Genomic DNA, 22,218 nt, shown 5'->3' with positions numbered 1-22,218 from the left:
ACATAATCAAAGTTTTTATCTTACATTCATCATGGTTAGAGCTATACAAATTAAAAAAACTGGAGGACCAGAAGTATTAGAATTTGTAGATAAGAACATAGGCGAGCCAAAAAGCGAGGAAGTTTTAGTACGTCACACAACTATCGGCTTAAATCGTTATGATTTAGAACACAGAAAAGGTATGCGCAAAATTAAAGATTTGCCATCAGCGCTTGGAGTGGAAGCAGTGGGAGTGATTGAAAAGCTTGGTAAAAAAATCAGTGATGGATTTAAGGTTGGAGACAGAGTTGGATATTCCACAGCTCCTCCAGGGGCATATTGTGAAAAGCGCATTATACATCAGAAATATCTGATAAAAATTCCAGATGATATATCTGATGAAGTTGCCGCTGCAGTGCTGTTTAAAGGTATGACAGCTCACTATTTAGTTAATCAATCTTATAAAATCAGGCCTGGTGCTTTTGTATTAGTTCATGGAGCTAATGGTGGTTTAGGACAAATAATATGCCAATGGGCAAAGGATAAAAAAGGTGTAGTGATAGGTTCTGTGAGCTCTGACGAAAAAATGAAGATAGCTTTACAAAGTGGCTGCACATACGCAATAAACTACAATGATAAAGACTTCGTTTCTAAAGTTATGGAAATTACGCAAAACAGAGGAGTAGGTGCAGTGTATGACCCTATAGGTTACGCTACAAGCAAGCTTTCTTTTGAATCTTTAGGTAGGTTCGGCATATACGTTTCCTACGGGCAGATATCAGGTAACGCTCCTATTAGTTTTTCTTTACTTAGTTCACGTTCGTTATTTGCAACTGGAACCTCAATATATCACTATAAGCATGATAGATTCACATTAGTGCTTACCACAATGGAAATCTTCGAGATGCTAAGAAAAAAAATTTTAACTGTACGGATCAATAAAAAATATAAATTTGATGAAATAATTCAAGCCCATCGCGATATGGAAAATAGAAAAGTGAGCGGGCTGAATATCATCAAAGTCTCTTAAATAAATTAATAGTTAAAATTAACCATTCATTAAATTATATCAACTAGAATTTCACATGGTTAATTCTCTTTTGGGAGAGTTAAAAGTATACAGCTGTAGCTAAACTGACTGAGATTTACCGACAAGTTTGAGAAACTACAAACTTGTCATTCCGCTACTCGTTAGTGGTACGGTAGTACAATGTCTTAGCTATAGATATTATGCTTACAGTAGTTTCAAAAGAAGCTGAGTAGATAAGTTGTATTTTAAGCTAGATTTGATATCTCATCTAACATTATAAGTATTATCACTTCAATAGCATATGGAGCTGTTATTCTCCTTTTAAATGAATGCTTTTCTCCACCATAACAAGTTAGTTCATTTGATGCGGGTGTGGAAGTTGATGGTGTATAGGTCGTGTTCCTAGCACTAATCATTGGCCAATTCTTTCCATCTAAGAATCATTTCGTTAGCTTGCCTCAATGTTTCAATAGAAGGCAAGTCTTCTGTGCTGAGTGGTAGTCGGACAGTTTTGTGTTCTATGAGCCCAATGTTATGCAGGAGTGCTTTAGTAGGTATTGGATTGCTGGCAGTAAATAGAGCTTTGCAAGCTTGTTGCCAACTATCTGCCTGAGAGTTCTTGCCACTCATACATTGCTTAACATATTCATGTACTACACGTGGCCAAACATTGGCAGCAACAGAAACTAGACCAGCCGCACCCTTAGCAGCCATATCGGATATCATATTATCATCTCCACAAAACACCTCAATATTTAGTGCAACTTTCTTATACTCAATTAAAGTATCAACAGTTCCACTTGAATCTTTTATAGCCCAAAATTTTTCATGGCTGGATAAGTTATGCACAGTTTCAGTGTTAAGACTCACTCCTGCTCTTGATGGAATATTGTAAAGCATGGCTGGCACATGTGCTTTCTCAAGCAGCTTTTCAAACCATAAAGTTTGTCCCATGATTCCGGGTTTTGCATAAATGGGAGTTGTCATTAGATAGCCATGAATAGGCATGTCTGTGCAAAAATCAAGCCATTCAAGAGTCTGATATAGATTCACTCCTGGTACACCAATTATGATTTTTGTATTTAATTTTAGTTTACATACAAATTTAACTAATGTACGCTTCTCAGAATCAGAAAGTGATAAACTTTCACCGGTGCTACCCAGCAACACTATACCATTTTTAGCTTCAGTTTGTATTGCAAGCAAACGCTGCAAACTTTGGTAATCTATGCTATTTCCATTATAATTAAAAGGAGTAACACAAGCAGTCCATAAAAATGTAGATTTCAATTGAAGTTATTAAAATGGTATTTCATCATCAATTAGTTCCTCTTTTATATCGTTGTCAAAACTTCTGTGTTTATCTTTTTGTTCTGTTTCATTTTGTTTGTATTCACTTGGCTTGTAATCAGAGTTTGACATACTGTTTCGTGAATCTAAAAGGGTAAGGGCACTATTAAAGTTATATAGCACCACCTCTGTCGTATACCTTTCACTACCATTTTGGTCAGTCCATTTTCTAGTTCTTAGAGAACCTTCAACGTAAACTTTACTACCTTTGCGCGCAAAATCTTTAACAATCTTTACTAATCCTTCACTAAAAACTACAATATTATGCCATTCTGTTTTTTCAGAACGCGTACCAGAAAATTTGTCAGTCCAGCTTTCAGATGTGGCTATCGAAAAACTTGCCATCTCTTTTCCATTTTGTGTAGTCCTAATTTCAGGATCTTTTCCTAAATTACCAACTAATATGACTTTATTTATAGTACCACTAGACATAATTATGCTTTAAAGTAAATCTCTTTATTATCTTATGTGGAAGTATTATTGTCAAATTTAATTAAAAACGCGCTTGGAGGGATTCGAACCCACGACCTTTGCCTCCGGAGGGCAACGCTCTATCCAACTGAGCTACAAGCGCAAATGTATTAGATTATTTAATAGATAAACTATCTAAATCAAATTTTTGTTCTGGATAAAGCGTAAACATAATACCTCCATGTCCAAAATGTACATTTTTAGAATTGCTTATCCGTTCTTTTGTTATCTTTTGGTCTACAGCCCATGAAAAAGTTACATAATTTTCAGTTACTGAGTGCACTTTTAAATCCTTAGTATTTATAAACAGCTTTCCATTTACCCATATTCTCCATGTATTTGGAGAAAAGTATAAAATTGAATCTAAACTTACTACTTTACAATTAAAATTTTCCTCTTTTGCAGCTCCTGAAGATTGTAAGTTAAACTTTTCCATCTCACTGACTATTCTATTAACTGATTCTTCATCAAAAAACATGCTTTTTATGTTACTATATTGCGACAAAGTATTAGAGTCACTCTCTGTTGCCTCCTTTATTATATCGTCTCGATCTATATAGCTTGGTTTATAATTGTTGATAAAAAAACACTCCTTTGCACGCAAATTTGCTATATCAATAAAATCATTAATCTCTTGATTTCCAACTTTTAAAATACTTTTAAAATACTTCTTTTCTATCATCATTCCATAATTAGAATGATGACAAACTATTTCATCATTGCCTTGTCTTTCTATATATACACATAAATTTTCACTATTTAACCCTAATATTTTATGCTCAATAAAATCTTCATTACTAATATATTGCCGGCAAGAATATTTTTTACAAATTCCTATATTTTCTACAAGATCTTCACAATTGCAATATGCGCTGACATTGAAAAATAGCAGCGTAAAAATAAAAAACAGCTTTATATTCATCTACTTAATATGGTATACCAATCAAAAATTATATTAGCTCTTACTACCTCTATCATATTACCACTTAAAATCTGATTTATATCTGCAGCATCAATATTTCTCTGCTTATTTAAAATAAGAGATTTGATCATAACATAACCAGGCAGATTTGGAATAGACTGTAGAAATAAAAAAATATGCTTATCGCTGATTGAGCTTAAATTTAGGACCACTTCACTTTTTATTATTTTTGTGCGTTTACTTTTGCTGTAGAGCTCAGTTTCTTCAGGTATAGAAATTGATATTTCAGGTTCTAATATGTAGTATCTTTTGTATAGCTTGTTAAGCTCAAAATTTAAGTTTGCAATATATTTACTACTATGTAAATTTGAAGAAGAAATTCTTTTCCATGAATCTAGATTTTTATTTAGAATGATTTCTTTTTTCTGAATTTCAGTAATCTGTAAGTTAATAGAACGTATTTCCTCAACCGCGGTTTGATTTTTATTATAAACCTTCTTGTTATAGATAAAAAAGCATGTTGATAACCCTATTAATACAGTAGATAATAATAAGTAAGATATAAACTGAATTGTAGCTTTTCTTTTTAATTGAGAGATAGTCATTAATCTACATTGCCTCTCCTATTTCAACATCAATAGATAGGTTTTGCTCTTTAGCAGGAGGTAAGCTAGAAATATTAATGTCATAGGTACGAAAATTATCGTTTAAATTTTTTTGTAGTTTCTCGTATTGATAAGAAACATTTTTACCGGATTGAAAATCAAACCTTAAAGTTGTGGTAATATAACTTTTTGCCTCATTATAATTCCATTCAAATGATCGAAGTTCGATACCTGGTACTTTTAATTTTTCTACATACTTAACTTGTGTAAGAGGAGAGTATTCTATTTTTGATAAAATATTATTGATATTAATAAAATCGTAAATTTCATCTATTTTTTTTACATTATAGCTTTGGCTAAGTTTTATTAGTTGGTTATTTAAGGTGCTCTGCTTTGCGGATAAATTATCAGCGACATTGAAGTTTGAATACAAATTTAGCAAACAAAGGGCGTTAATTACAACTAAAACCAAAGCGAAGTATAGAAAAATTCGAGGAGAGTTTAAATAAAGGTAATTGAATAGATAAAATTCTTTAGTTTCCTTTGTATTAAAAATAGCTGCTAATTTATTCTTAAAGCTGTGAAACAAAATTATGGTATCGCAAAAGTTATCTTTTTCACTTATAGCTAGTTCTGCTCCTAATAGTTTGCCTAACTCATATGGAGTTAATATGTTCACACTGTTCTCTGAAAAATTTATGACTGATAAACTAGCTTTAATATCTTCTGACACTATGATGCAAAGGTCGATAGGGTTATTTTTTTCAAACCCAAACTTAGTTAAGGATCGAATAGTATTTTGCACTTCCTGATATATTCCACCAGCAATAATTCCTGGTAAATTATCATTAGTAAATGGTACTAAACGCGTAAATACCATTTTATTCTCTTTAAGAACCACTTGTCTATAGCCTCCCGTTTTAGTTGCAGCAACTATAATTTTCCAATTGTTAGGATCTTTATGTAGAATCTTTTTTGTTATATTACTTATTTCTATAGGAAACATTAATATTCCCTTAAAGTTGGAGCCTATCTCAATAAACACATTCAACCAATATTCTACTAAATGCTTTGCTTTTGATGAAACAATAAGGTAGCACCAGTTTTGATTGAATTTGTTTGGCTTCTCAACCAAAAAAACTGAACTTATGTCATTATTACGAGAAAAATGCTCCATCTTTATTTTTGCTGATAGATAGGCACTAATCTTGTTTGCCCTTGTAATAAACTGTAGCGAGTAATTTTGATCTGCATGATTAAGCACTAGGTATAAAGGTGCTTTTTTATCTGATGAAAGACATGAAATTAAATCGGAAACTGCTTTATCGTTTTTGCCCTTAACAAAATACCTTTTATTTAAAGTATTATTTTTAAAATATAGTAACATTATGCCTTCTTCTCCGATAGAAAGCATAAACTTACTTTTGGATTTTGACCCAAACATATTAACAAAGTGTATACTTATCTAGAATTAAAAAGGTAATGTATTGAAATTCATTAAACATTAGAGGGAAATATTATTATGAATTTTCACAGCAACATTATTTATATTATAAACTTTTGATAAAATTAGTAGTAATATTAACCCATTTATATGACGAAGGTTTTTTATATTTTAGTATTCCCCTGTAGGATTTTCTTACCTTAAGGCGAAGGTATACTAGACATAACTTAACCTGACAAACGAGAATTATATATCAGCTTGATATTTTCTTTTCCAATAGACTGAAATTTGAGTTGAACTAAAGGCTTGGTTTGACGCACTTTGTTGCACATTACCATTTAGTACACTTAAACTGAACATTTTCAGTGAACCCATCTGGCATAACTGAAACTTTTGTATTCATATTTATTTTTAAGTAATTTACTAATTCATCAACTAATATGTCAGGAGCAGAAGCACCTGCAGTAATTCCTATCTTTTCTACGCCTTGAAACCAGCTTTTATTCACACAGCTATAATTATCAATCAAGTAGGCTTTTTTTCCTCTGGCAGTGCACAGATCTAATAAGCGGTTTGAATTTGAACTATTTTTACTTCCTACAACTAATACCATGTCTACAATTTCAGCTAGCTTTTTAACAGCATTTTGTCTGTTTTGCGTTGCATAGCATATGTCCTTTAAATCTGGACCTATTATACTTGGAAATCTGAGCTTCAGAGCAGCAATAATTTCATGAGTATCATCGATGCTTAATGTGGTTTGTGTAACATAAGACAAATTATCTGGATCTTTAACCTTTAAATCATATACATCCTGCAAAGTTTGTACTAAAGTGATAGGATTGTTTACTCTTCCCCTAATTCCCTTAACTTCTGGATGGTTTTCATGCCCAATGAGAATTAATTCTTTACCACTATTTTCATACCTTTTTGCCTCTTTATGCACTTTGCTGACTAAAGGACATGTTGCATCAATCACTTGAATACCCTTTCTTTTTGCCTCATCTTCTATATTTTTTGACACTCCGTGCGCGCTGAAGATCAGTATTCCTCCATTATCTTCAATTTTCTCGATACTGTTCACAAAAACCACTCCTTGTTTCTTAAAGTCCTCTACTATATATTTATTGTGAACAATTTCGTGTAGCACATAAACTTGGCACTTGTTTTTGTATTTTTCTAAAGTAATAGCTAACATGTCCACAGCTCTTTTTACCCCGGCACAAAAACCTCGCGGCTCAGCTAAGATAATTTCCATTTTTGTCAAATCAAGTAAATATGCAAGCATTACTTAAAAATAAGCTCCGCTCACTGTGTTTTATAGTACCATTATTTATATTTTATATAATAATTATTTTTTGCATATTCTCTTTAACATTTGATCAACCTACTACTTCAGAAAATTTTAGGAAAGATAATATAGTACATAAACAAACTGATATTTTAGATAGAAATGGAGTGGTAATAGCAACAAATGTGCCCACAACATCACTATATACAGATGCAACCAAAGTAAAGAATCCGGAAAGTATAGCAGCACAACTGTGTTCTATTTTGAATGATCTTGAATACGAGAACTTATATAGAGTACTTACTTCAGAAAAGAAATTTGCTTGGATAAAGCGGCACTTGACTCCAAAAGAACTGTTAGTAATAAAAAATGCCGGCGTGCCAGGAATAAATTTCTATAACGATATAAAACGTATATATCCTCACAGTAATTTATTTTCACACGTGCTTGGTTACACTGACATAGATGGCAACGGTATTGCAGGAGTTGAGGCATATATAAGTAAAAACAATGAGCAAGAAAAGCCCATACTTAGATACACGAGTGCAAAGCATAGTGCATAAAGAGCTAACTATAAAGCTGTAAGCAGATATCAGGCACTCGGCGGAGTAAGAATTGTTTTAAATGTGAGAAATAGTGAAGTCATCTCAATGGTCAGTCTACCTGATTTTAACCCCAACCTACAGAATAAGGCAGAAGACGTACAAAAGTTTAATCGCGCCAGTCTTGGGGTGTATGACGATGGAATCGGTGCTAAAATTCTTTACAATAGCCGCAGCGCTTGATGCAAACGTTACAAAAACTAGCGATTTATATGATGTATCAACACCAATCACCATTGGAAAGTATAAAATTCAGGATTTTCACAAATCTAAAATTCCAAAAATTACTGTGCAAGATATATTTGTAAAATCATTCAACATTGGTGCAGCGAAAATTGCAGTCAAATTAGGCATTGAAAAACAAGTAGAATACTTTAAAGCTATTTTCTCCTTTAAAAATAGAAGTACCAGAAAAATCTACACCGATAATCCCGGATAAACGGAGTGAAAACACTTTAATAACAGCATCTTATGGTTATGGCATAGCTGTAACTCCTATACATCTTGCACAAACTGCAGCAGCATTAATCAACAATGGGGTATTTCATAACACAACCTTGATGTTGAATAAGAGAAGTATAGGAGAGCAAATTATCTCAAGAAGAACTTCCAGGGAAATGAGAAAATTATTACGCGCAGCAGTAACAGATGGCACTGGCAGAAAAGCAAAAATAAAGGCATATTCAATAGGGGGAAAGACCGAATCGGCGGAAAAAGTTGTAGATGATGGTAAATATAGCAAAGATGCAAACATAGCGTCATTTATAGGAGTGCTGACTATGCTTGACCCAAGGTATATAGTGCTAATTGCTATTGATGAGCCTCAAGGGATACACCATACCGGGGGAATAATTGCTGCGCCTATAGTAAAGAACATTATAGATAGAATAGCGCCTATACTAAATGTTACACCTGAGATGTAAAATTATGATTGCTTTACTATAATTTCAAATTTATCATTACCAAAATCCTTATTAATATACCAAGAACCATCATCTTTAGTTACAAATTCAAGACCTTTAAGGTCTCTCTTTATTGTCTTTCCATTTTGACCATCAATAGCGATATTAATATCGAATGTAATAACGTTTAGATTTATCATAGCTTCTTTCCCGCTGCACGAATTTAGACTGAACTTGCCTAACATGACATCATTAAAACTCACTTCCCCTGTATAGACATCACACTGACCGTCCACACAACACGTAGTTTCAATATAGAAAAGGTCTGACATATAAAACACCTTACGTTTATAAAAAAAGAGCTAAGTATATATAGCTAGTGCAGCCCTACGCCATACCGCTATAGTCAGTAAACCTAGAACACTTTAGCTATATAATCATAATACAGCTAGGAATGTAAAATTCAACAGTTAATTGTGTAAGGAAGTCTAAATTACTATATCTTAGAGGAATGGCTGGGAATGTTCAAAAAAGCATAAGCGTCAAATTAAGGAAATAAAGGTATGAAAGAGATAGAATAATAAGGTATAAGTTTTCCTGGATATATGAATGAGAGAACTTGCAATATAGCTTGCTTATAAAAAGACCTCAATGAATTCTTTAATGAAAAAGCAGACAAAATATCAATTGCAGTAGGTTTTATAAAAAGAAAGAGAAAACTTAATGGCTCATTATTCATAAAAGCTATGGTTTTTGGTAACATTAGGAGTTGATGATTGCAGCATAGAAACAATGTGCCAATTGCTAAATGAAGACTCGATAGAAATTACAAAACAGGGTTTAGGTTTAATGAAGAAGCAGTTGAGTTTATGAAACAAATGTATTTTGTGTTTATTTAACTACGGATTGATTGCAAAATTTTACAGCAATTAGGAAGTTAAATTATTGGATAGCAGCTACATTAGCCTACCCGGTAGCATGAAAGATATGTACAAAGGGTAGCTATAGAGATTGTGAGAGTAATACTAAATCAAGAATAAAGCTACAGTTAGTCTTTGATTACCTGAATCAAGCGCTAGATAAATTAAATTTAATGGAGGTCAGATCAAGGTTATAGGGATTATCTTGAACAGCCAATGATTTTTTGATTTTGGCTACTTTGTGCCTAGTTCTTTTAAACAAATCAATGAAATAGGAGCTTATTTCATAAGTCGTTGATACCAACATATATGATAAATCAAAAAACAGAGCTATTGGAGTATTTGGAAGGTCAATTATCTTCAGAAAAAGATTAGGAAAGGAAGTAAAAATTCAGGTAAGAATTATATGTCAAAAACTAACAGTCTCTAGCCAGAAGAAGAAAAGCTAATAAATTAGCAAAATCACATATCTTCTAAAAAGAATCAAAAGTTATTAGATTGGTCAATATTTATAACTAATGTTCCAGAGAGTAAAATTAATGCTGTTGACGGTTTATAGAGTAAGATGGCAAATCGAATTACTATTTAAACTATATAAAAGTCATATCAATCTTGATAAACTAAAAGGAAAGACAAATCCATTTAGAGTATTATGCGAGCTATACACAAAATTATGTGCTATTCTCGTATTTCACGGAATGATTACAAAACTAAAAAAGAACACAGTTTAACAAAGGCATTTATTGAATTGAAAAGGTGGGTTAGAGAGCTCTTTTTGATATTAAATAATATTGTCAGTAATTTAAAAATTTTTCTAAAAAAGCTTACTGTAATCTGGTCAAAGTTTTCTTTGAAAGACAGATATAGGAAGACCAGGGTTAAGCTCTCTACATTCCTTAACTTGACGCGTATGGTTTATTTAACACTCCCGCGTTTTTAGTGAGATTACATAAAGATTGGTTCCAGTCTGAAATAACATCATCTACTATGCAAACTACCTGCAAATAGTAATGTGCGATAATTGTGTGCATAATACTGAGATCTAGATAAACTATGAATCACAGCACTCATACAGTTGCGTCTGTACGACACCCTTGTATGTTTTTTCACTACTGAAGATTTCTTTCATATTAACCTAATGATGCAATATATCCTTTTCTTTAATAGATAAGTCGTCATCGATTTTTTTTACATTATCATCAGTAATGTTTTGTATTTCCTTTTTGGCACCATGAAAATCATCTTCTGAGATTTCCTTATTTTTCTTCATTTCCTCTATTTCTTCCATAACATCTCTGCGTATATTTCTAATCGCAACTCGTGCATTTTCAGAAAATTGATGCAATAATTTCACTAATTTTTCACGGGTTTCTTGCGTTAAGTCCGGAAGAGCTATACGTATAGTATTGCCTTCAACAGCAGGATTTAAATTCAGGTTAGCATTTAGTATCGCATTTTTTACTTCACCCATAACAGTGATATCCCAAACTTTAACTGATAGAGTTTTGTTATCTATAGCTGAAACACCTGCAACTTGGTTCAGTTTTTGATGCCCACCATAGATATTTACAACTATACCATCAAGTAATGATGCGTTAGCTCTACCAGTACGCACACCTTTCATATCATCATGAAAAGACTGAATAGTTTTTAGCATTCTTTCTTTTGTTTTAGCTTTTATTTCGTTTAACATAAATTACCTAATGTTTACAATCTGAGACTATAGTATAAGTACCTTGACCCTTAATAATATCGACCATTTTTTCTCTTTTTAAAGAAAAAACTATAATTGGGATAGAATTCTCACGAGCAAGTGAAATTGCTGATGCATCCATAACTTTTAAATCACGAGTTAGCAAATCTGTATAAGAAAGCCTATCATACATCACAGCATTCTCATTTTTTTTTTGGATCGGCAGAATATACACCACTTACTTGCGTACCTTTTAGAATAACATCGCAATTCATTTCAACAGCACGTAAAGCTGCAGCTGTATCTGTAGTAAAAAATGGGTTACCTGTACCTGCTGCAAAAATGACCACTCTACCTTTTTCTAAATGACGAATAGCTTTCCTTCTTATGTAAGGTTCACATACAGTGGCCATGGGTATTGCAGATAACACCCTAGAAACTACTAAATTTTTTCTAAAAAGTTTTGTAAAATTAAAGCATTGATTATAGTTGCAAGCATTCCAATATAATCACTGCTTGCTCTTTCACAGCCACTTAAAGATGCAGATGTACCACGAAAGATATTACCACCACCAACAACAATACAAACCTGGACTCCAAGATTACAAACTTCAACTATGCCTTTAGATAATTCACCTATACCCTCCATATCGTGACCAAATTGCTTTAATCCCATTAAAGCCTCACCAGAGATTTTAAACAACACTCTGGAGTATTTTACTTTTGAAGTTTTGTTATTTATTTGTATCACCCAAAGCAAGTAACTTATAATTAGCTAATTTAACAGCATTTGATTCTATAAAATCAGAAATCTTCATTTTATCATCTTTTATAAACTTCTGCTCTAGCAGAACAACTTCTTCATAGTATTTAACCATTCGTCCATCTACTATTTTTTTTGCTACTTCTTCAGGTTTATTTAAGCTCTTTACTTGCTCTTCGATTATAGAACGCTCATTGCTTAACTTCACCCGATCTAAATCATCTATAGACAAGGCTTCAGGTTTCATAGCAACTACATGCATAGCTATTTGCTTTCCAATCTCTTGTAATTTTGCCTTATCACTACATGATTGCAATACAATTAAGGCACCAATCTTACCTAAACTACGCACATCACCATGTACATAACCAGCAACAATCCCATCCTTAGCCTCCAGATAGCAAAGCTTGCTTAACTCTAACTTTTCACCAAGAACTGATGTACCGTTCATAATAGCTCCCTGCACTGTGCCAATGTCTCCATATTTGGCATTTTTTAACTCATCAACACTAGTACAGCGTTCTTGACAAGCGATTGATGCTAAATTTGAAACTAATTCTATGAATTTTTCGTTTCTTGCAACAAAATCAGTTTCACAATTGAGTTCAACCAATACACCATAATTTTCAGTCAAGCACATAGCAATAAGCCCATCCGAAGCTACTCTATCAGACTTTTTGTCAGCTTTAGCAAGTCCTATTGTACGTAACTTATCAATGGCTTTCCTAATATCACCATCACACTCTTCTAACGCTTTCTTACAGTCGCTTAAGCCAAGCCCTGTTCTATCGCGTAATTCCCTTATACTACCTGAATCCATCTTCATTTACTTATTATTACCTCCCTTTCTTTTTCTGTGTGAACCTTACTACGCTTCTTTTTAGTTTGCACAATACCCTCTTCTTTTTCTTGAATAATAAGCTCATCACTCTTTATATCATCAATCTTAACTTTAGACTTTGCCAAACTAGACTCTATTCCAGCTAATATATAGTTAGCAACTAATTTACAATAGAGCTCTATTGATTTTCTTGAGTCATCATTTCCTGGTATAGGATAGACAATATCATCTGGATCAGAATTGGTATCAAGTACTGCAACAATTGGAATGCCCAGTTTTTTAGCCTCTTTAACTGCTATATGCTCTTTGTTAGTATCAATAATAAATAAAATATCAGGAACTGCTCCCATTTCTCTAATGCCACCCAGTGTCTGATCAAGCTTTCGCCTTTTCTTTTCAATATTTCCTAATTCTTTTTTTGTTAAGATACTATCTTCATCATTTAATATTTTCTCATATTGTATCAAGGTTCTTATCGAAGAAGAAACAGTGTTCCAATTAGTAAGCATACCGCCAGGCCATCGATGATTTACATAATATTGACCACAACGAACCGCTTCACTTGCAACAATGTCCAAAGCTTGAAATTTCGTACTAACAAATAGAATGCGACCACCTTGAGATGCAACGTCGTACAAAGCTTTTATTGCTACTTTTAGCAACGATAATGTTTTTCGCAGGTCAATTATGTGTATATGATTCTCTTGATGTATACCGTATATATATGGGGCCATTTTGGGATTCCAGCGACTAATTTTATGGCCAAAATGTACACCAGCTTCAGCTAAATCACGTATGGTAACTTCAGGTAAATTTGTCATATTTACTCCTCCAAATAGTTTATCTTCCATGGCATAACCCTCATGGGACTACTTGCATAAGCCATGTGTGAAATTAAGTTACTTACATAGTAATACAAAAGACAACAAAGCGCAAACAAAAAATATTGACAAGTGGCAATACGTTGATTAGCTTTAAGGTTGAAAACGTTAGAAAGAAATGGGGGGTGTAGCTCAGTTGGTTAGAGCGCATGCCTGTCACGCATGAGGTCGTGAGTTCAAGTCTCATCACTCCCGCCATTATATCAGAAGCACTTTTACTGATCCATTTTCTTGTTGATTTGTAGTAATTTCTTTCAGAGACTTGACATGGTATTGTAATTACTGCTTAATTTACTTGAATTTATCGTTAACAATTAGGATTAAATATGTTCATTTCTGAAGTCTTTGCAGCAGATACAACTAGCAATGTATCGACATCTTTTGCTAGTTTTATTCCACTCATTTTAATATTTGTGGTATTTTATTTTCTCATTATTCGCCCAAATCACAAAAAACTAAAGGAACATAGAAGGATGATAGATCAAATAAAACGCGGTGATAAGGTCATTACTTCTGGTGGAATAATAGGTGAAGTTAGCAAAGTTGATGAGGCAAATGTGCAGTTTATAATAGAAATAGCACCAAAAGTTGAAATAAAAATCCTGAAGTCTGCTATATCTGAAGTCTTAAACAAAGAAATTCAAAAAGTAGCAGCTAAACCTATTGAAAAAGGCAAGATTGAAAAGAATGACAAAAAAAACAAACTAGAGGAAAGTAAAAAGGGCAAAAATGCTTCATAATTTAAGAAACTGGTTGTGTGCGGAATACTGGGTATAGTAAGTAACGGTGATTCAGTAGTACCAACTTTACTGGCTGGACTAAAAAAATTGGAATACAGAGGGTATGACTCTTCAGGTATAGCAATAATAAATAATAAAGGTGAGGTAGAAGTCAAAAAATCAGAAGGTAAAGTTGAAAGGTTATGTGAAGTTATTCATGAGAGTAAAATATCTAGCAGTACAGTTGGTATAGCACATACTCGCTGGGCTACACACGGATCTCCAAATCTTAAAAATGCTCATCCCATTTGTATAAATAATGTTGTTGTTGCTCATAACGGTATAATTGAAAATTACAATCTGTTAAAAAAGGGCCTAGAGGAAGAGGGAATATCTTTCCATACTGACACTGATACGGAAGTGATACCAAACATGTTAACCTCATATCTTGATGAAGGGTTGTCGCCAGTTGATTCTATATTTAAGTGTTTAAGCAACTTACAAGGTTCATTTGCTTTGGTTTTATTATTTATAGAATATCCAGACGCTCTGTTTGTTGCAAAAAGAAATTTGCCTTTAGCAATAGGCTACAACTGTAATACAATGTTTGCTGCATCTGATTCTAATGCTTTAAGTGCACTTGTGGAAAGAATATTGCATTTGGAAGATAATGATATTGCAGTAATAAAATCTAGCGAAGTTAGTATATATAATAATGGCGCACAAGTTAAACGCAGCATAGAAAATAGTACTCCAAGCAATTTTCTAATTAGCAAAAACGGTTATTCTAGCTTTATGCTAAAAGAAATTTTAGAGCAACCATATGCATTAAACAAAACAATAAACCAATTTTACAAACAATATAAAAAGGCCAACAAAAAATTATTCTCTGAACTGGGTTACATTACTATAGTTGGATGTGGGTCATCTTATTTTGCTGGACTAATAGCGAAATATTGGCTGGAAAGTGTTGCTCAAGTTCGAGTGTATCTGGAAATCTCATCAGAATTTAGGTATAGCAACGTCAAGCTGGAAGAAGGTAGCACTGGGTTATTCATCTCTCAATCTGGTGAAACTGCAGATACTATAGAAGCACTACGTTATGCGAGATTGCAGAAACAAACGATTATTAGCATAACTAACACAGTTAACAGCAGCATCGAGAAGATCTCAGATATTGTATTGCATACTTTTGCTGGACCCGAGATTGGTGTTGCTTCAACAAAAACCTTTTCTGCGCAGCTTGCAATTTTAGCATGCTTTGCTGTAGAGCTTGGAAAAATAAAAGGTATACTCAATGAAAAGAAGATAAAACAACTAAACGATGTTATTAATTCCATTCCCAAATATGTTGAGCATGTTTTGGATGTAATGAAAATACAACATATATCAGACAGTATATTAGAGCACAATAATGTTATTTTAATTGGCAGAGGAAGCTCATATGGAGTTGCAATGGAAGGCGCATTAAAAATAAAAGAACTTTCGTACATTAACACAATTGGTATTGCAGCGGGAGAAATGAAGCACGGTTCCATTGCTTTAATAGACTCTACTGTGCTTGTTGTAGCAATTATCCCTTACGACGATTTATTCTTTAAAACGCTATCCAATATACAAGAGATTATTGCAAGAAAAGGTAAAGTAATTGCTTTTAGTGATAGGCAAGGTGCGCCACTCTTAAAGGGAATTTGCATAGATGTGGTGCAACTTCCAGAAGTTGATAATTTTGTCTCCCCAATTATCTACAGTGTTGCTATGCAATTCCTTGCTTATTCTACTGCAGCAAAAAAAGGGTTAGACGTAGATTGTCCGAGAAATTTAGCTAAATCTGTTACAGTTGAGTAACTTGTTTAAAGTTAGTTTCTAATCAACAGCTCTAATTGCCAGTTATAAATTAATGAATTTTGCTAATAAATTCATTGCTATCATTAATATTAGACTTCTTGCATAACCATTGTTTATATGAGAAACCAGTATGTATTCGTTCAGAAATAGACTTCTTTAAAAACTAGGATAAGAGGAAAAAACATGGCAAGATAAGTATTTTTAGTGATGGAAAAGGTGGAAATAGTAGAAGAGTTGGATGATGAAAAATTTCGCAGGTTAACAGGAGTAAAAAAGGTAACATTTAATAAAATGGTGGAGATTTTACGGGAAGGAAAAAAGGCTAAAGGAGGTAGGAAAAACAAGCTGAGCGAGGAAAATATGCTGCTTATGGTGTTGCGGGAATATGGAACATATTTTCATAAAGCTATGGAGTAAGTGAAAGCACAGCGTATAAAATAGCAAAATGGGTTCTCTAATAAAACATCCAGATTTCCTGGCCAAAATGAGCTAGTAAAGTCAGGTGTAGAATATAAAGTTATAGTAGTGGATAGCACTGAAACAGCAATAGAGAGGCCAAAAAAAAGCAACGAGATTTCTACTCTGGCAAGAAAAGAAAGCACACTATAAATACATAAGTAGTGATAGAAAAAGAGAGCAATATGTACGTCATTTTCAAACGGCAGGGTGCATGATTTTTGGATTTTTAAAGAGTCAAAAGTAGCGATATTACCAGAACTTAAGGCTTTAGTAGATGCAGGCTACTGAGGCATACAAAAAGTTCATGGAAATGTAGAGCTGCCATATAGGAAGACACAAAAAAGAACCCATTGACAGAAGAGCAAAGACGAAAAAATCGAAAGTTAAGAGAGTAGTAATTGAAAATGTAATAGAACTGCTCAAGAGGTTTAAAATTATAGCAGACCGTTATAGAATCTTTTTATTAAGACTTTTGTTAAAGAATGCGAGAAAAAGATATTTGAATATTCTGAGGAGATAAAATCAGGTTCAAAAAAACTAAAAACAGGCAAAACATTAACCTGTATCAATTCTACCATGAATAATTCCATTCCACCAGGTTCGTCTAGATTAGGTGTTTCTAAAGTTATTGAAGGTATAGTTTATGTTTTTGCAAAAGAACATAGGGAAAAAGCGAAAAAGGTTTCTGCAGCAATTGTGCCTATAGAAGATGAAGTAAGAAAAATTTTAGTAGATGCTGGCTTGGAAATTTTTCAAAGTTTTGAGGAACAAATGACTAAGGTTATGGATATTTCTTGGAAGAGGGGGATTGAGAAGTTAGCGGTGGATGCTGTATCTAGAGTAATAAATTATATTTCAGCTAATAGTAAGGAAGAAGGATTTTCCATTGATCTTATAACTAAAGGTCTTATTTTAGGTAAATCAAAAAGTAACACACTTCCTCAGTGTGTGTTTCGCAAACCAGTGGAATTGTTAATTAAAAATATTGCTTCAGGTGAATCAAAAAATAACCCATCTTTTGGTCCACTGACAACCACTTTTTAGAATGTATAGCACTCCACAAAATATGCCATACAAATCAACTTTTCTTGGTCTTGTTTTCTTCTTGCTGCTCTCCAGAATTAGCCTGATTTTTTCAAATTGCCCTCGACTTATATCACTTGTTTTGCATAGATATACCTCATTCTTAATCTATGCTTATTTTACCTCATCATCTAGAGATTCTTAACAGGTTCTTATATGATTATCCAAGAAGTCTAGTCTAAATTCAAGTTTTATCAATAGTCCTGGCGCTTAAATTTTTGATCAAAAAAGGACAAGTTTAGTAAAAAATAATGATATTATAAGTGGAACATAAAATAGTCCCACTGCAGTACTAATTAGGAGCAATAAAGTAGCTTTATCTGGTTGATAATTTAAAATATTAGCAAGTATTACACTAGATCCAGAAACTGGAATAATAGCTAGCAACATCAGTGCTTTATATATGCTTTCATCGTATATACCTACAATATTTTTGTCTAGTAGAACAATTCCTAAAACAAATAATGGCCAGAATATATACTTTGCTGCAATAGTGGTCAAAGCAAGCTTCCAATCTACTTTAAAATTTGTAATTTGTGCAACACTCACTCCAAGTAGCACCATTCCTAATGTAATAAATGTACTTCTGATATTTATCATAACATCTGTTAAAAAGGTAGGTATTTGTATATCGTATATACTTAAAAAAAAGCCCAGAATCATCGCATATAACGAAGGAAGTTTGAGTAACTTTAATACACATTCTTTTGCGGTATAGATACCATTCGCAGCTATATAAAATCCTAAGCTATTTTCAAACAGTGCCATTCCTATATAACAAACAACATACACAGACACTGAATCTTCATCAAATAAAGCCATGGCAATCGGCAGGCCAAAATAACCCATACTTGTGCTACCTGAGCTAAATGCTAATATGTTTCTCGTGTTGTCCTTAAACAAAAAAGAAGAAAGATAATACACTGATAAGGACATAGTGCTACCTATAAACCATATCAAAATCGGCAGAGAAATTACTTTTAAATTAACTTCTGTATGAGATACTCCATATAAAATTACTATTGGATTAGCTATATAAAAGAGTATTTGAGATATAGTATTTCTATCAATTTTAAGGTATTTTCCTGCTAAATAACCAATAAACATTGTAATATAAATAGGCAATATTTTTAGAAAAAGAGTAAGGAACATACTAGCCTATCGTAATACTTTTGATTGATAAAGTGATATTAGATCTTAAGGTATTATAAAAGTAAATAAAATTTATTTTCCAATTTATCCAGCTCATAGTTAATAAAAAAAGATTCACTTAGTGCCAAAATTTGTTTTTATATAGGACTTAAGAATAATATTTTCATAATAAAATTATGTTAAGTTTGTATAAAGCTTCTTGTATATTTTTATAAACCACTTGTAATAATTTAGGTGGACTGTTGAAAAAACCATAGGCGTCAAGTTAAGGAAAAGTGGCATAAGAAAGAAGAGAAGCGGTAAAAATTATTTTAGATATTAAATGATAAAATTAGTAATTTATAGACTCTTTTAAAAAAATTATCTTATTTTAGACCAAGATTTCTTAAAAAATAAATATAATAAATAAGATATCTACCTTAAATGGTTGCTATATTGGGCGTATTCTCTTAACTTGACGCGTATGGTTGAAAAAACACTCATCTTGCATGGTTCTCAGGAATTCTTACCTTAATCATTAAAATCGCACCATTGCTTTCCCTAATTTTTTTAAAGCCAACTTTTTCGTAAACACGGATTGCACGAACATTCGCTGTATCTGGGTCGACAAAGGCATTTTCAAAAATTTTAAAGACAAATTCGTTTAAAAATATATTCAAAGCTTGTGGACCAATGCCTTTGCCCACATAATCCAGCTCTCCGATATACCAGTCTATAGCAGCACAGCTTTCTGGAAGCTCAGAAGTATCGTAGCCCTGCTCAGGTGGAAAATCATGTTTGTTATAGTATTGAATATAACCAATATCAACTCCGTCACAATTAATAATGAATGCATGCATCGGTTTTTCAATAATTTGTGTCTCAAATTTCAAACATTTGAATCCTTTAACGTAGTTGCTATATTTTTTCTCAATTAACTCTGGTGTCCAATTTATATCCGCATCCCACCATAGCTTTACGTGAGGTGTTTCTAACCATTTTAATAACAGTAAAAAATGTTCTTCTTTCAACGTTTTAAATGTGATATTTTTATTCATTAATTAAAAATCTCAAATGTTACTACCCTTTCTATTAATCCTATCTCTAATTGCCAAATTTATTGAAATTGACATTTCTATACCTAGCTTTCCAGATATAGTACGCTATTTTAATGTATCAGAAGGCACAATTCAATTAACTATCGCCTATAATTTTTTAGGCTTTTGCATAGGAGGGTTGTTTTTTGGTCCATTATCCGAATGCTATGGCAGAAGGAGAATTATGATCATAGGTAATACTTTTCTATTAATTGGTGCTGTTGGTTGTGTTGTTGCACCGTCAGTTTTTTATCTTCTAATCTCCCGCTTTATTCAAGGCATTGGTGTAAGCACATCTGTAGTTGTGTTTGCAATTATTGCAGACAGCTATAAAGGTGACAAAGCGGTGAAATTTATCGGGATCATGAATTCTGTTCTAACAGTTGTCATGGCAATTGCACCAGTGTTAGGCAGTTTCATTAACGAAATTGTTGGGTGGCGTGGCAACTATGCAAGTGTTGCAATACTTTGTTTAATCTCTTGGGTTTTGCTGCTTTTTCTGTTACCAGAAACAAAAAGGACCGTGATATTTTTAGTCTAAAAAAAATGATGAAAGATTACAAAAAATTATTATCGAGTTCAAAATTTATGGCGCTGTCTTTGCTGCAGAGCCTCTTCTCTGCTGCTTATATGTCATTCATTACTTGCGGACCTTTTTTGTATATGGAAACTTTTGGTTTATCCAGCACTATTTATGCACTACATCAAGGTGCAATAGTTGGATCCTTCTCACTAATTAGCCTGTTTTCCAGTAAGATCTTAAAGAAATTTGGAACAATATGGTGTGTAATTTCTGGTACGAGTGTGGGTGCTATTGGGTCTCTATTGCTTGTAATACTCAGTGTAATCATGCCCCTTTCTTCCTACTTAGTAACACTATCTATGATTATTTTTTCTATCGGTTGTGCAATGTGCCAGCCAGTGATTTTTAACGCATCAATAAACGTTTTTCCTGAAATTAAAGGCACGGCTTCTTCTGCACTCTCGTTCATTAGAGCTTTTGTTATGGCTATTTTTATCAGCTTAACAAGCTACGTTTACAATGGTCAAGCAATCAGTGCAGCTATTCTTGTTTTTTCTGCAGTAGCTCTAATTTACTGTCTACTTATTGTTTTCAAGGTCTGGAGAGATCACTATATAGGTCCTTCTCATTTCTAGTTATTGTGGTAATATGTACTTGAATTTTGCTGGTTGTTCTATATGTATCTCCTTCACATCACCTAGTCTATCAAATATTGAGAGTTGCAGACTACTTGATGGCTGCTCTCTATTTATCCAAGAGTCTGACTCTGACTGAAAAGTTAGCTCACTCTCCAGGCTATCTGATATATGTTGTTATCTAAGAACCTGTCTTGAAAGGAGTTAAGCAGCTAATTTAGTAAGCATAGAAGTAATCATATTAAATAAGATATTGTTTTTTGAAGTAAGAGGAGAATGTTCGTAATCCTTGCTCATGCGTCTAAAATTGGAAAGCCAGGCAAAGGTTCGTTCTACAATCCAACGTTTAGGAATAACTTGAAATCCTGTATCAACCAATTTCTTGGTAATCGTTAGCAAACATCCAGTTTCCAACAAACATCGATTTTGTAATTTACCTTTGTATCCTTGGTCAGCAAAAAACCTACGTAATGTTGGAGCTTTGCATTTAGCTTGAACAAAAAGATACCATCACGGTCCTGAATGCTTGCGCTGTGTACTTCTACAGTAATTACAAGACCTAGTGTATCTACAATAATATGGCGTTTTCTACCCTTTATTTTTTTACCGGCATCATATCCTCTTGATCCCCTTTTTGAGTCGTTTTCACTGATTGACTGTCAATTATACCTACTGAAGGTGTCTCATTTTTACCAACCATTTTTCTTACCTCTTTTACTAGCATGTCATGTATTTTTTTCAATTTTCCATTATTACGCCGCCTGAGAAAATAGTCATACACCGTTTTCCATGGAGGAAAATCTTTTGGTAGCATTCTCCACTGGCAACCACCCCTCATTATATACCTTATTGCATTAATAATTGTTCTGGTGTTATGTTTTCTTGGTCGTCCTATCGCTCCTTGTGCAACATAGGGCTCTAAAATTTCCCATTCCTTGTCACTTATATCACTTGGATACAACTTACCCTCCTATTTTTTGCTTACCTCATCATACTCTTTTCTTCATTCCCTTTCAAGACAGGTTCTTA

At 33.1% G+C, this 22,218-nt stretch carries 19 protein-coding genes, 2 tRNA genes and 6 pseudogenes; 11 read left to right on the top strand and 16 right to left on the bottom strand.

The window, feature by feature from the left end; translation table 11 throughout:
- Nucleotides 1-31 precede the first annotated feature (31 nt).
- Nucleotides 32-1,009, top strand: a complete 978-nt coding sequence (locus tag Wcon_RS01120) for a quinone oxidoreductase family protein (protein ID WP_114516901.1) — start codon at nt 32-34, stop codon at nt 1,007-1,009.
- Between the two features lie 408 nt (nt 1,010-1,417).
- Here Wcon_RS01120 and dapA read toward each other — a convergent pair whose 3' ends face one another.
- The 7 genes from dapA to ispH form a co-directional block, all read right to left on the bottom strand.
- Nucleotides 1,418-2,299: a 4-hydroxy-tetrahydrodipicolinate synthase gene (gene dapA, locus Wcon_RS01115; protein ID WP_114516900.1), complete on the bottom strand. Its 882-nt coding sequence runs from the start codon at nt 2,297-2,299 to the stop codon at nt 1,418-1,420.
- 9 nt (nt 2,300-2,308) lie between these two features.
- Complete coding sequence (gene ssb / locus Wcon_RS01110) at nt 2,309-2,791, bottom strand: single-stranded DNA-binding protein (protein WP_114516899.1); 483 nt, start codon at nt 2,789-2,791, stop codon at nt 2,309-2,311.
- Nucleotides 2,792-2,859: 68 nt separating this feature from the next.
- Nucleotides 2,860-2,933 (bottom strand) — tRNA-Arg (locus Wcon_RS01105).
- 12 nt (nt 2,934-2,945) lie between these two features.
- Nucleotides 2,946-3,752, bottom strand: a complete 807-nt coding sequence (locus Wcon_RS01100; RefSeq protein ID WP_114516898.1) for a hypothetical protein — start codon at nt 3,750-3,752, stop codon at nt 2,946-2,948.
- Nucleotides 3,749-4,357: a hypothetical protein gene (locus Wcon_RS01095; protein ID WP_114516897.1), complete on the bottom strand. Its 609-nt coding sequence runs from the start codon at nt 4,355-4,357 to the stop codon at nt 3,749-3,751. Before Wcon_RS01095 ends, Wcon_RS01100 begins: the two co-directional genes overlap by 4 nt.
- A 4-nt stretch (nt 4,358-4,361) precedes the next feature.
- Nucleotides 4,362-5,801, bottom strand: a complete 1,440-nt coding sequence (locus Wcon_RS01090; RefSeq protein ID WP_179947450.1) for a hypothetical protein — start codon at nt 5,799-5,801, stop codon at nt 4,362-4,364.
- A 331-nt stretch (nt 5,802-6,132) separates the two neighbouring features.
- A complete protein-coding gene (gene ispH / locus Wcon_RS01085) occupies nt 6,133-7,059 on the bottom strand; it encodes a 4-hydroxy-3-methylbut-2-enyl diphosphate reductase (RefSeq protein WP_114516919.1) in 927 nt (308 codons plus the stop codon).
- 20 nt (nt 7,060-7,079) lie between these two features.
- Between ispH and Wcon_RS11710 the strand changes: the two genes are divergently transcribed.
- From Wcon_RS11710 to Wcon_RS12415, 3 genes are all read left to right on the top strand, one after another.
- Nucleotides 7,080-7,655 (top strand): penicillin-binding protein 2, encoded by a 576-nt coding sequence (locus Wcon_RS11710; RefSeq protein ID WP_237349962.1) that lies wholly within the window; start codon nt 7,080-7,082, stop codon nt 7,653-7,655.
- A gap of 172 nt (nt 7,656-7,827) precedes the next feature.
- Nucleotides 7,828-8,133, top strand: coding sequence for a penicillin-binding transpeptidase domain-containing protein (locus tag Wcon_RS12420; protein WP_255565434.1), 306 nt, complete (start codon nt 7,828-7,830; stop codon nt 8,131-8,133).
- A complete protein-coding gene (locus tag Wcon_RS12415) occupies nt 8,093-8,617 on the top strand; it encodes a penicillin-binding transpeptidase domain-containing protein (RefSeq protein ID WP_338062143.1) in 525 nt (174 codons plus the stop codon). Before Wcon_RS12420 ends, Wcon_RS12415 begins: the two co-directional genes overlap by 41 nt.
- 2 nt (nt 8,618-8,619) lie before the next feature.
- Here Wcon_RS12415 and Wcon_RS01075 read toward each other — a convergent pair whose 3' ends face one another.
- A complete protein-coding gene (locus Wcon_RS01075) occupies nt 8,620-8,928 on the bottom strand; it encodes a hypothetical protein (RefSeq protein WP_114516895.1) in 309 nt (102 codons plus the stop codon).
- Between the two features lie 309 nt (nt 8,929-9,237).
- On the opposite strand from Wcon_RS01075, the pseudogene Wcon_RS01070 reads away from it, so the two are divergent.
- Nucleotides 9,238-10,456, top strand: a pseudogene (locus tag Wcon_RS01070) (IS4 family transposase); the annotation flags it as partial.
- 195 nt (nt 10,457-10,651) lie between these two features.
- Here Wcon_RS01070 and frr read toward each other — a convergent pair.
- From frr to rpsB, 4 genes and pseudogenes are all read right to left on the bottom strand, one after another.
- Entirely contained in the window at nt 10,652-11,209 is a 558-nt protein-coding gene (gene frr / locus Wcon_RS01065; RefSeq protein WP_114516894.1) for a ribosome recycling factor, read from the bottom strand.
- Nucleotides 11,210-11,216: 7 nt separating this feature from the next.
- A pseudogene (gene pyrH / locus Wcon_RS01060) lies at nt 11,217-11,885 on the bottom strand (UMP kinase).
- A 58-nt stretch (nt 11,886-11,943) separates the two neighbouring features.
- On the bottom strand, nt 11,944-12,798 hold the full coding sequence (tsf, locus tag Wcon_RS01055) for a translation elongation factor Ts (RefSeq protein ID WP_114516893.1): 855 nt from the start codon (nt 12,796-12,798) through the stop codon (nt 11,944-11,946).
- Nucleotides 12,795-13,634: a 30S ribosomal protein S2 gene (rpsB, locus tag Wcon_RS01050; protein WP_114516918.1), complete on the bottom strand. Its 840-nt coding sequence runs from the start codon at nt 13,632-13,634 to the stop codon at nt 12,795-12,797. Before rpsB ends, tsf begins: the two co-directional genes overlap by 4 nt.
- 181 nt (nt 13,635-13,815) lie before the next feature.
- Here rpsB and Wcon_RS01045 point away from each other — a divergent pair.
- The 5 genes and pseudogenes from Wcon_RS01045 to Wcon_RS01025 all read left to right on the top strand — a co-directional run bounded on the left by Wcon_RS01045 (nt 13,816) and on the right by Wcon_RS01025 (nt 17,764).
- Nucleotides 13,816-13,892 (top strand) — tRNA-Asp (locus tag Wcon_RS01045).
- Between the two features lie 128 nt (nt 13,893-14,020).
- Nucleotides 14,021-14,434 (top strand): preprotein translocase subunit YajC, encoded by a 414-nt coding sequence (yajC, locus tag Wcon_RS01040; RefSeq protein WP_114516892.1) that lies wholly within the window; start codon nt 14,021-14,023, stop codon nt 14,432-14,434.
- 15 nt (nt 14,435-14,449) lie between these two features.
- Complete coding sequence (gene glmS / locus Wcon_RS01035) at nt 14,450-16,261, top strand: glutamine--fructose-6-phosphate transaminase (isomerizing) (RefSeq protein WP_114516891.1); 1,812 nt, start codon at nt 14,450-14,452, stop codon at nt 16,259-16,261.
- Nucleotides 16,262-16,468: 207 nt separating this feature from the next.
- Nucleotides 16,469-17,240, top strand: a pseudogene (locus tag Wcon_RS11700) (transposase family protein).
- A 56-nt stretch (nt 17,241-17,296) separates the two neighbouring features.
- A complete protein-coding gene (locus Wcon_RS01025) occupies nt 17,297-17,764 on the top strand; it encodes a hypothetical protein (RefSeq protein ID WP_114516889.1) in 468 nt (155 codons plus the stop codon).
- Here Wcon_RS01025 and Wcon_RS12705 read toward each other — a convergent pair.
- The 3 genes and pseudogenes from Wcon_RS12705 to Wcon_RS01010 form a co-directional block, all read right to left on the bottom strand.
- Nucleotides 17,744-17,911 (bottom strand): annotated as a pseudogene (locus Wcon_RS12705) (transposase); the annotation flags it as partial. The gene Wcon_RS01025 and the pseudogene Wcon_RS12705 overlap by 21 nt on opposite strands.
- 114 nt (nt 17,912-18,025) lie before the next feature.
- A complete protein-coding gene (locus Wcon_RS01015; RefSeq protein ID WP_114516888.1) occupies nt 18,026-18,955 on the bottom strand; it encodes an AEC family transporter in 930 nt (309 codons plus the stop codon).
- Between the two features lie 479 nt (nt 18,956-19,434).
- Nucleotides 19,435-19,992, bottom strand: coding sequence for a GNAT family N-acetyltransferase (locus tag Wcon_RS01010; protein WP_047759694.1), 558 nt, complete (start codon nt 19,990-19,992; stop codon nt 19,435-19,437).
- Between the two features lie 16 nt (nt 19,993-20,008).
- Between Wcon_RS01010 and Wcon_RS12735 the strand changes: the two are divergent.
- Nucleotides 20,009-21,189, top strand: a pseudogene (locus Wcon_RS12735) (multidrug effflux MFS transporter).
- 204 nt (nt 21,190-21,393) lie between these two features.
- On the opposite strand, the pseudogene Wcon_RS01000 reads toward Wcon_RS12735, so the two are convergent.
- A pseudogene (locus tag Wcon_RS01000) lies at nt 21,394-22,150 on the bottom strand (IS5 family transposase).
- Between the last annotated feature and the right edge of the window lie 68 nt (nt 22,151-22,218).

Source organism: Wolbachia endosymbiont of Cylisticus convexus (assembly GCF_003344345.1).
Note: the sequence above shows the minus strand (reverse complement) of the source record. Positions and strands in the feature narration are given on the sequence as shown.

Excerpts from the sequence above, each read along its gene's own strand:
- Wcon_RS01015 (WP_114516888.1), bottom strand. The coding sequence starts at position 18,955 with ATGTTCCTTACTCTTTTTCTAAAAATATTGCCTATTTATATTACAATG.
- Wcon_RS01090 (WP_179947450.1), bottom strand. The coding sequence starts at position 5,801 with ATGTTTGGGTCAAAATCCAAAAGTAAGTTTATGCTTTCTATCGGAGAA.
- Wcon_RS01010 (WP_047759694.1), bottom strand. The coding sequence starts at position 19,992 with ATGAATAAAAATATCACATTTAAAACGTTGAAAGAAGAACATTTTTTA.
- Wcon_RS01100 (WP_114516898.1), bottom strand. The coding sequence starts at position 3,752 with ATGAATATAAAGCTGTTTTTTATTTTTACGCTGCTATTTTTCAATGTC.
- Wcon_RS01120 (WP_114516901.1), top strand. The coding sequence starts at position 32 with ATGGTTAGAGCTATACAAATTAAAAAAACTGGAGGACCAGAAGTATTA.
- Wcon_RS01075 (WP_114516895.1), bottom strand. The coding sequence starts at position 8,928 with ATGTCAGACCTTTTCTATATTGAAACTACGTGTTGTGTGGACGGTCAG.
- ispH (WP_114516919.1), bottom strand. The coding sequence starts at position 7,059 with ATGGAAATTATCTTAGCTGAGCCGCGAGGTTTTTGTGCCGGGGTAAAA.
- Wcon_RS12420 (WP_255565434.1), top strand. The coding sequence starts at position 7,828 with ATGACGATGGAATCGGTGCTAAAATTCTTTACAATAGCCGCAGCGCTT.
- Wcon_RS11710 (WP_237349962.1), top strand. The coding sequence starts at position 7,080 with ATGCAAGCATTACTTAAAAATAAGCTCCGCTCACTGTGTTTTATAGTA.
- Wcon_RS01025 (WP_114516889.1), top strand. The coding sequence starts at position 17,297 with ATGAATAATTCCATTCCACCAGGTTCGTCTAGATTAGGTGTTTCTAAA.
- ssb (WP_114516899.1), bottom strand. The coding sequence starts at position 2,791 with ATGTCTAGTGGTACTATAAATAAAGTCATATTAGTTGGTAATTTAGGA.
- yajC (WP_114516892.1), top strand. The coding sequence starts at position 14,021 with ATGTTCATTTCTGAAGTCTTTGCAGCAGATACAACTAGCAATGTATCG.
- rpsB (WP_114516918.1), bottom strand. The coding sequence starts at position 13,634 with ATGACAAATTTACCTGAAGTTACCATACGTGATTTAGCTGAAGCTGGT.
- Wcon_RS01095 (WP_114516897.1), bottom strand. The coding sequence starts at position 4,357 with ATGACTATCTCTCAATTAAAAAGAAAAGCTACAATTCAGTTTATATCT.
- tsf (WP_114516893.1), bottom strand. The coding sequence starts at position 12,798 with ATGAAGATGGATTCAGGTAGTATAAGGGAATTACGCGATAGAACAGGG.
- frr (WP_114516894.1), bottom strand. The coding sequence starts at position 11,209 with ATGTTAAACGAAATAAAAGCTAAAACAAAAGAAAGAATGCTAAAAACT.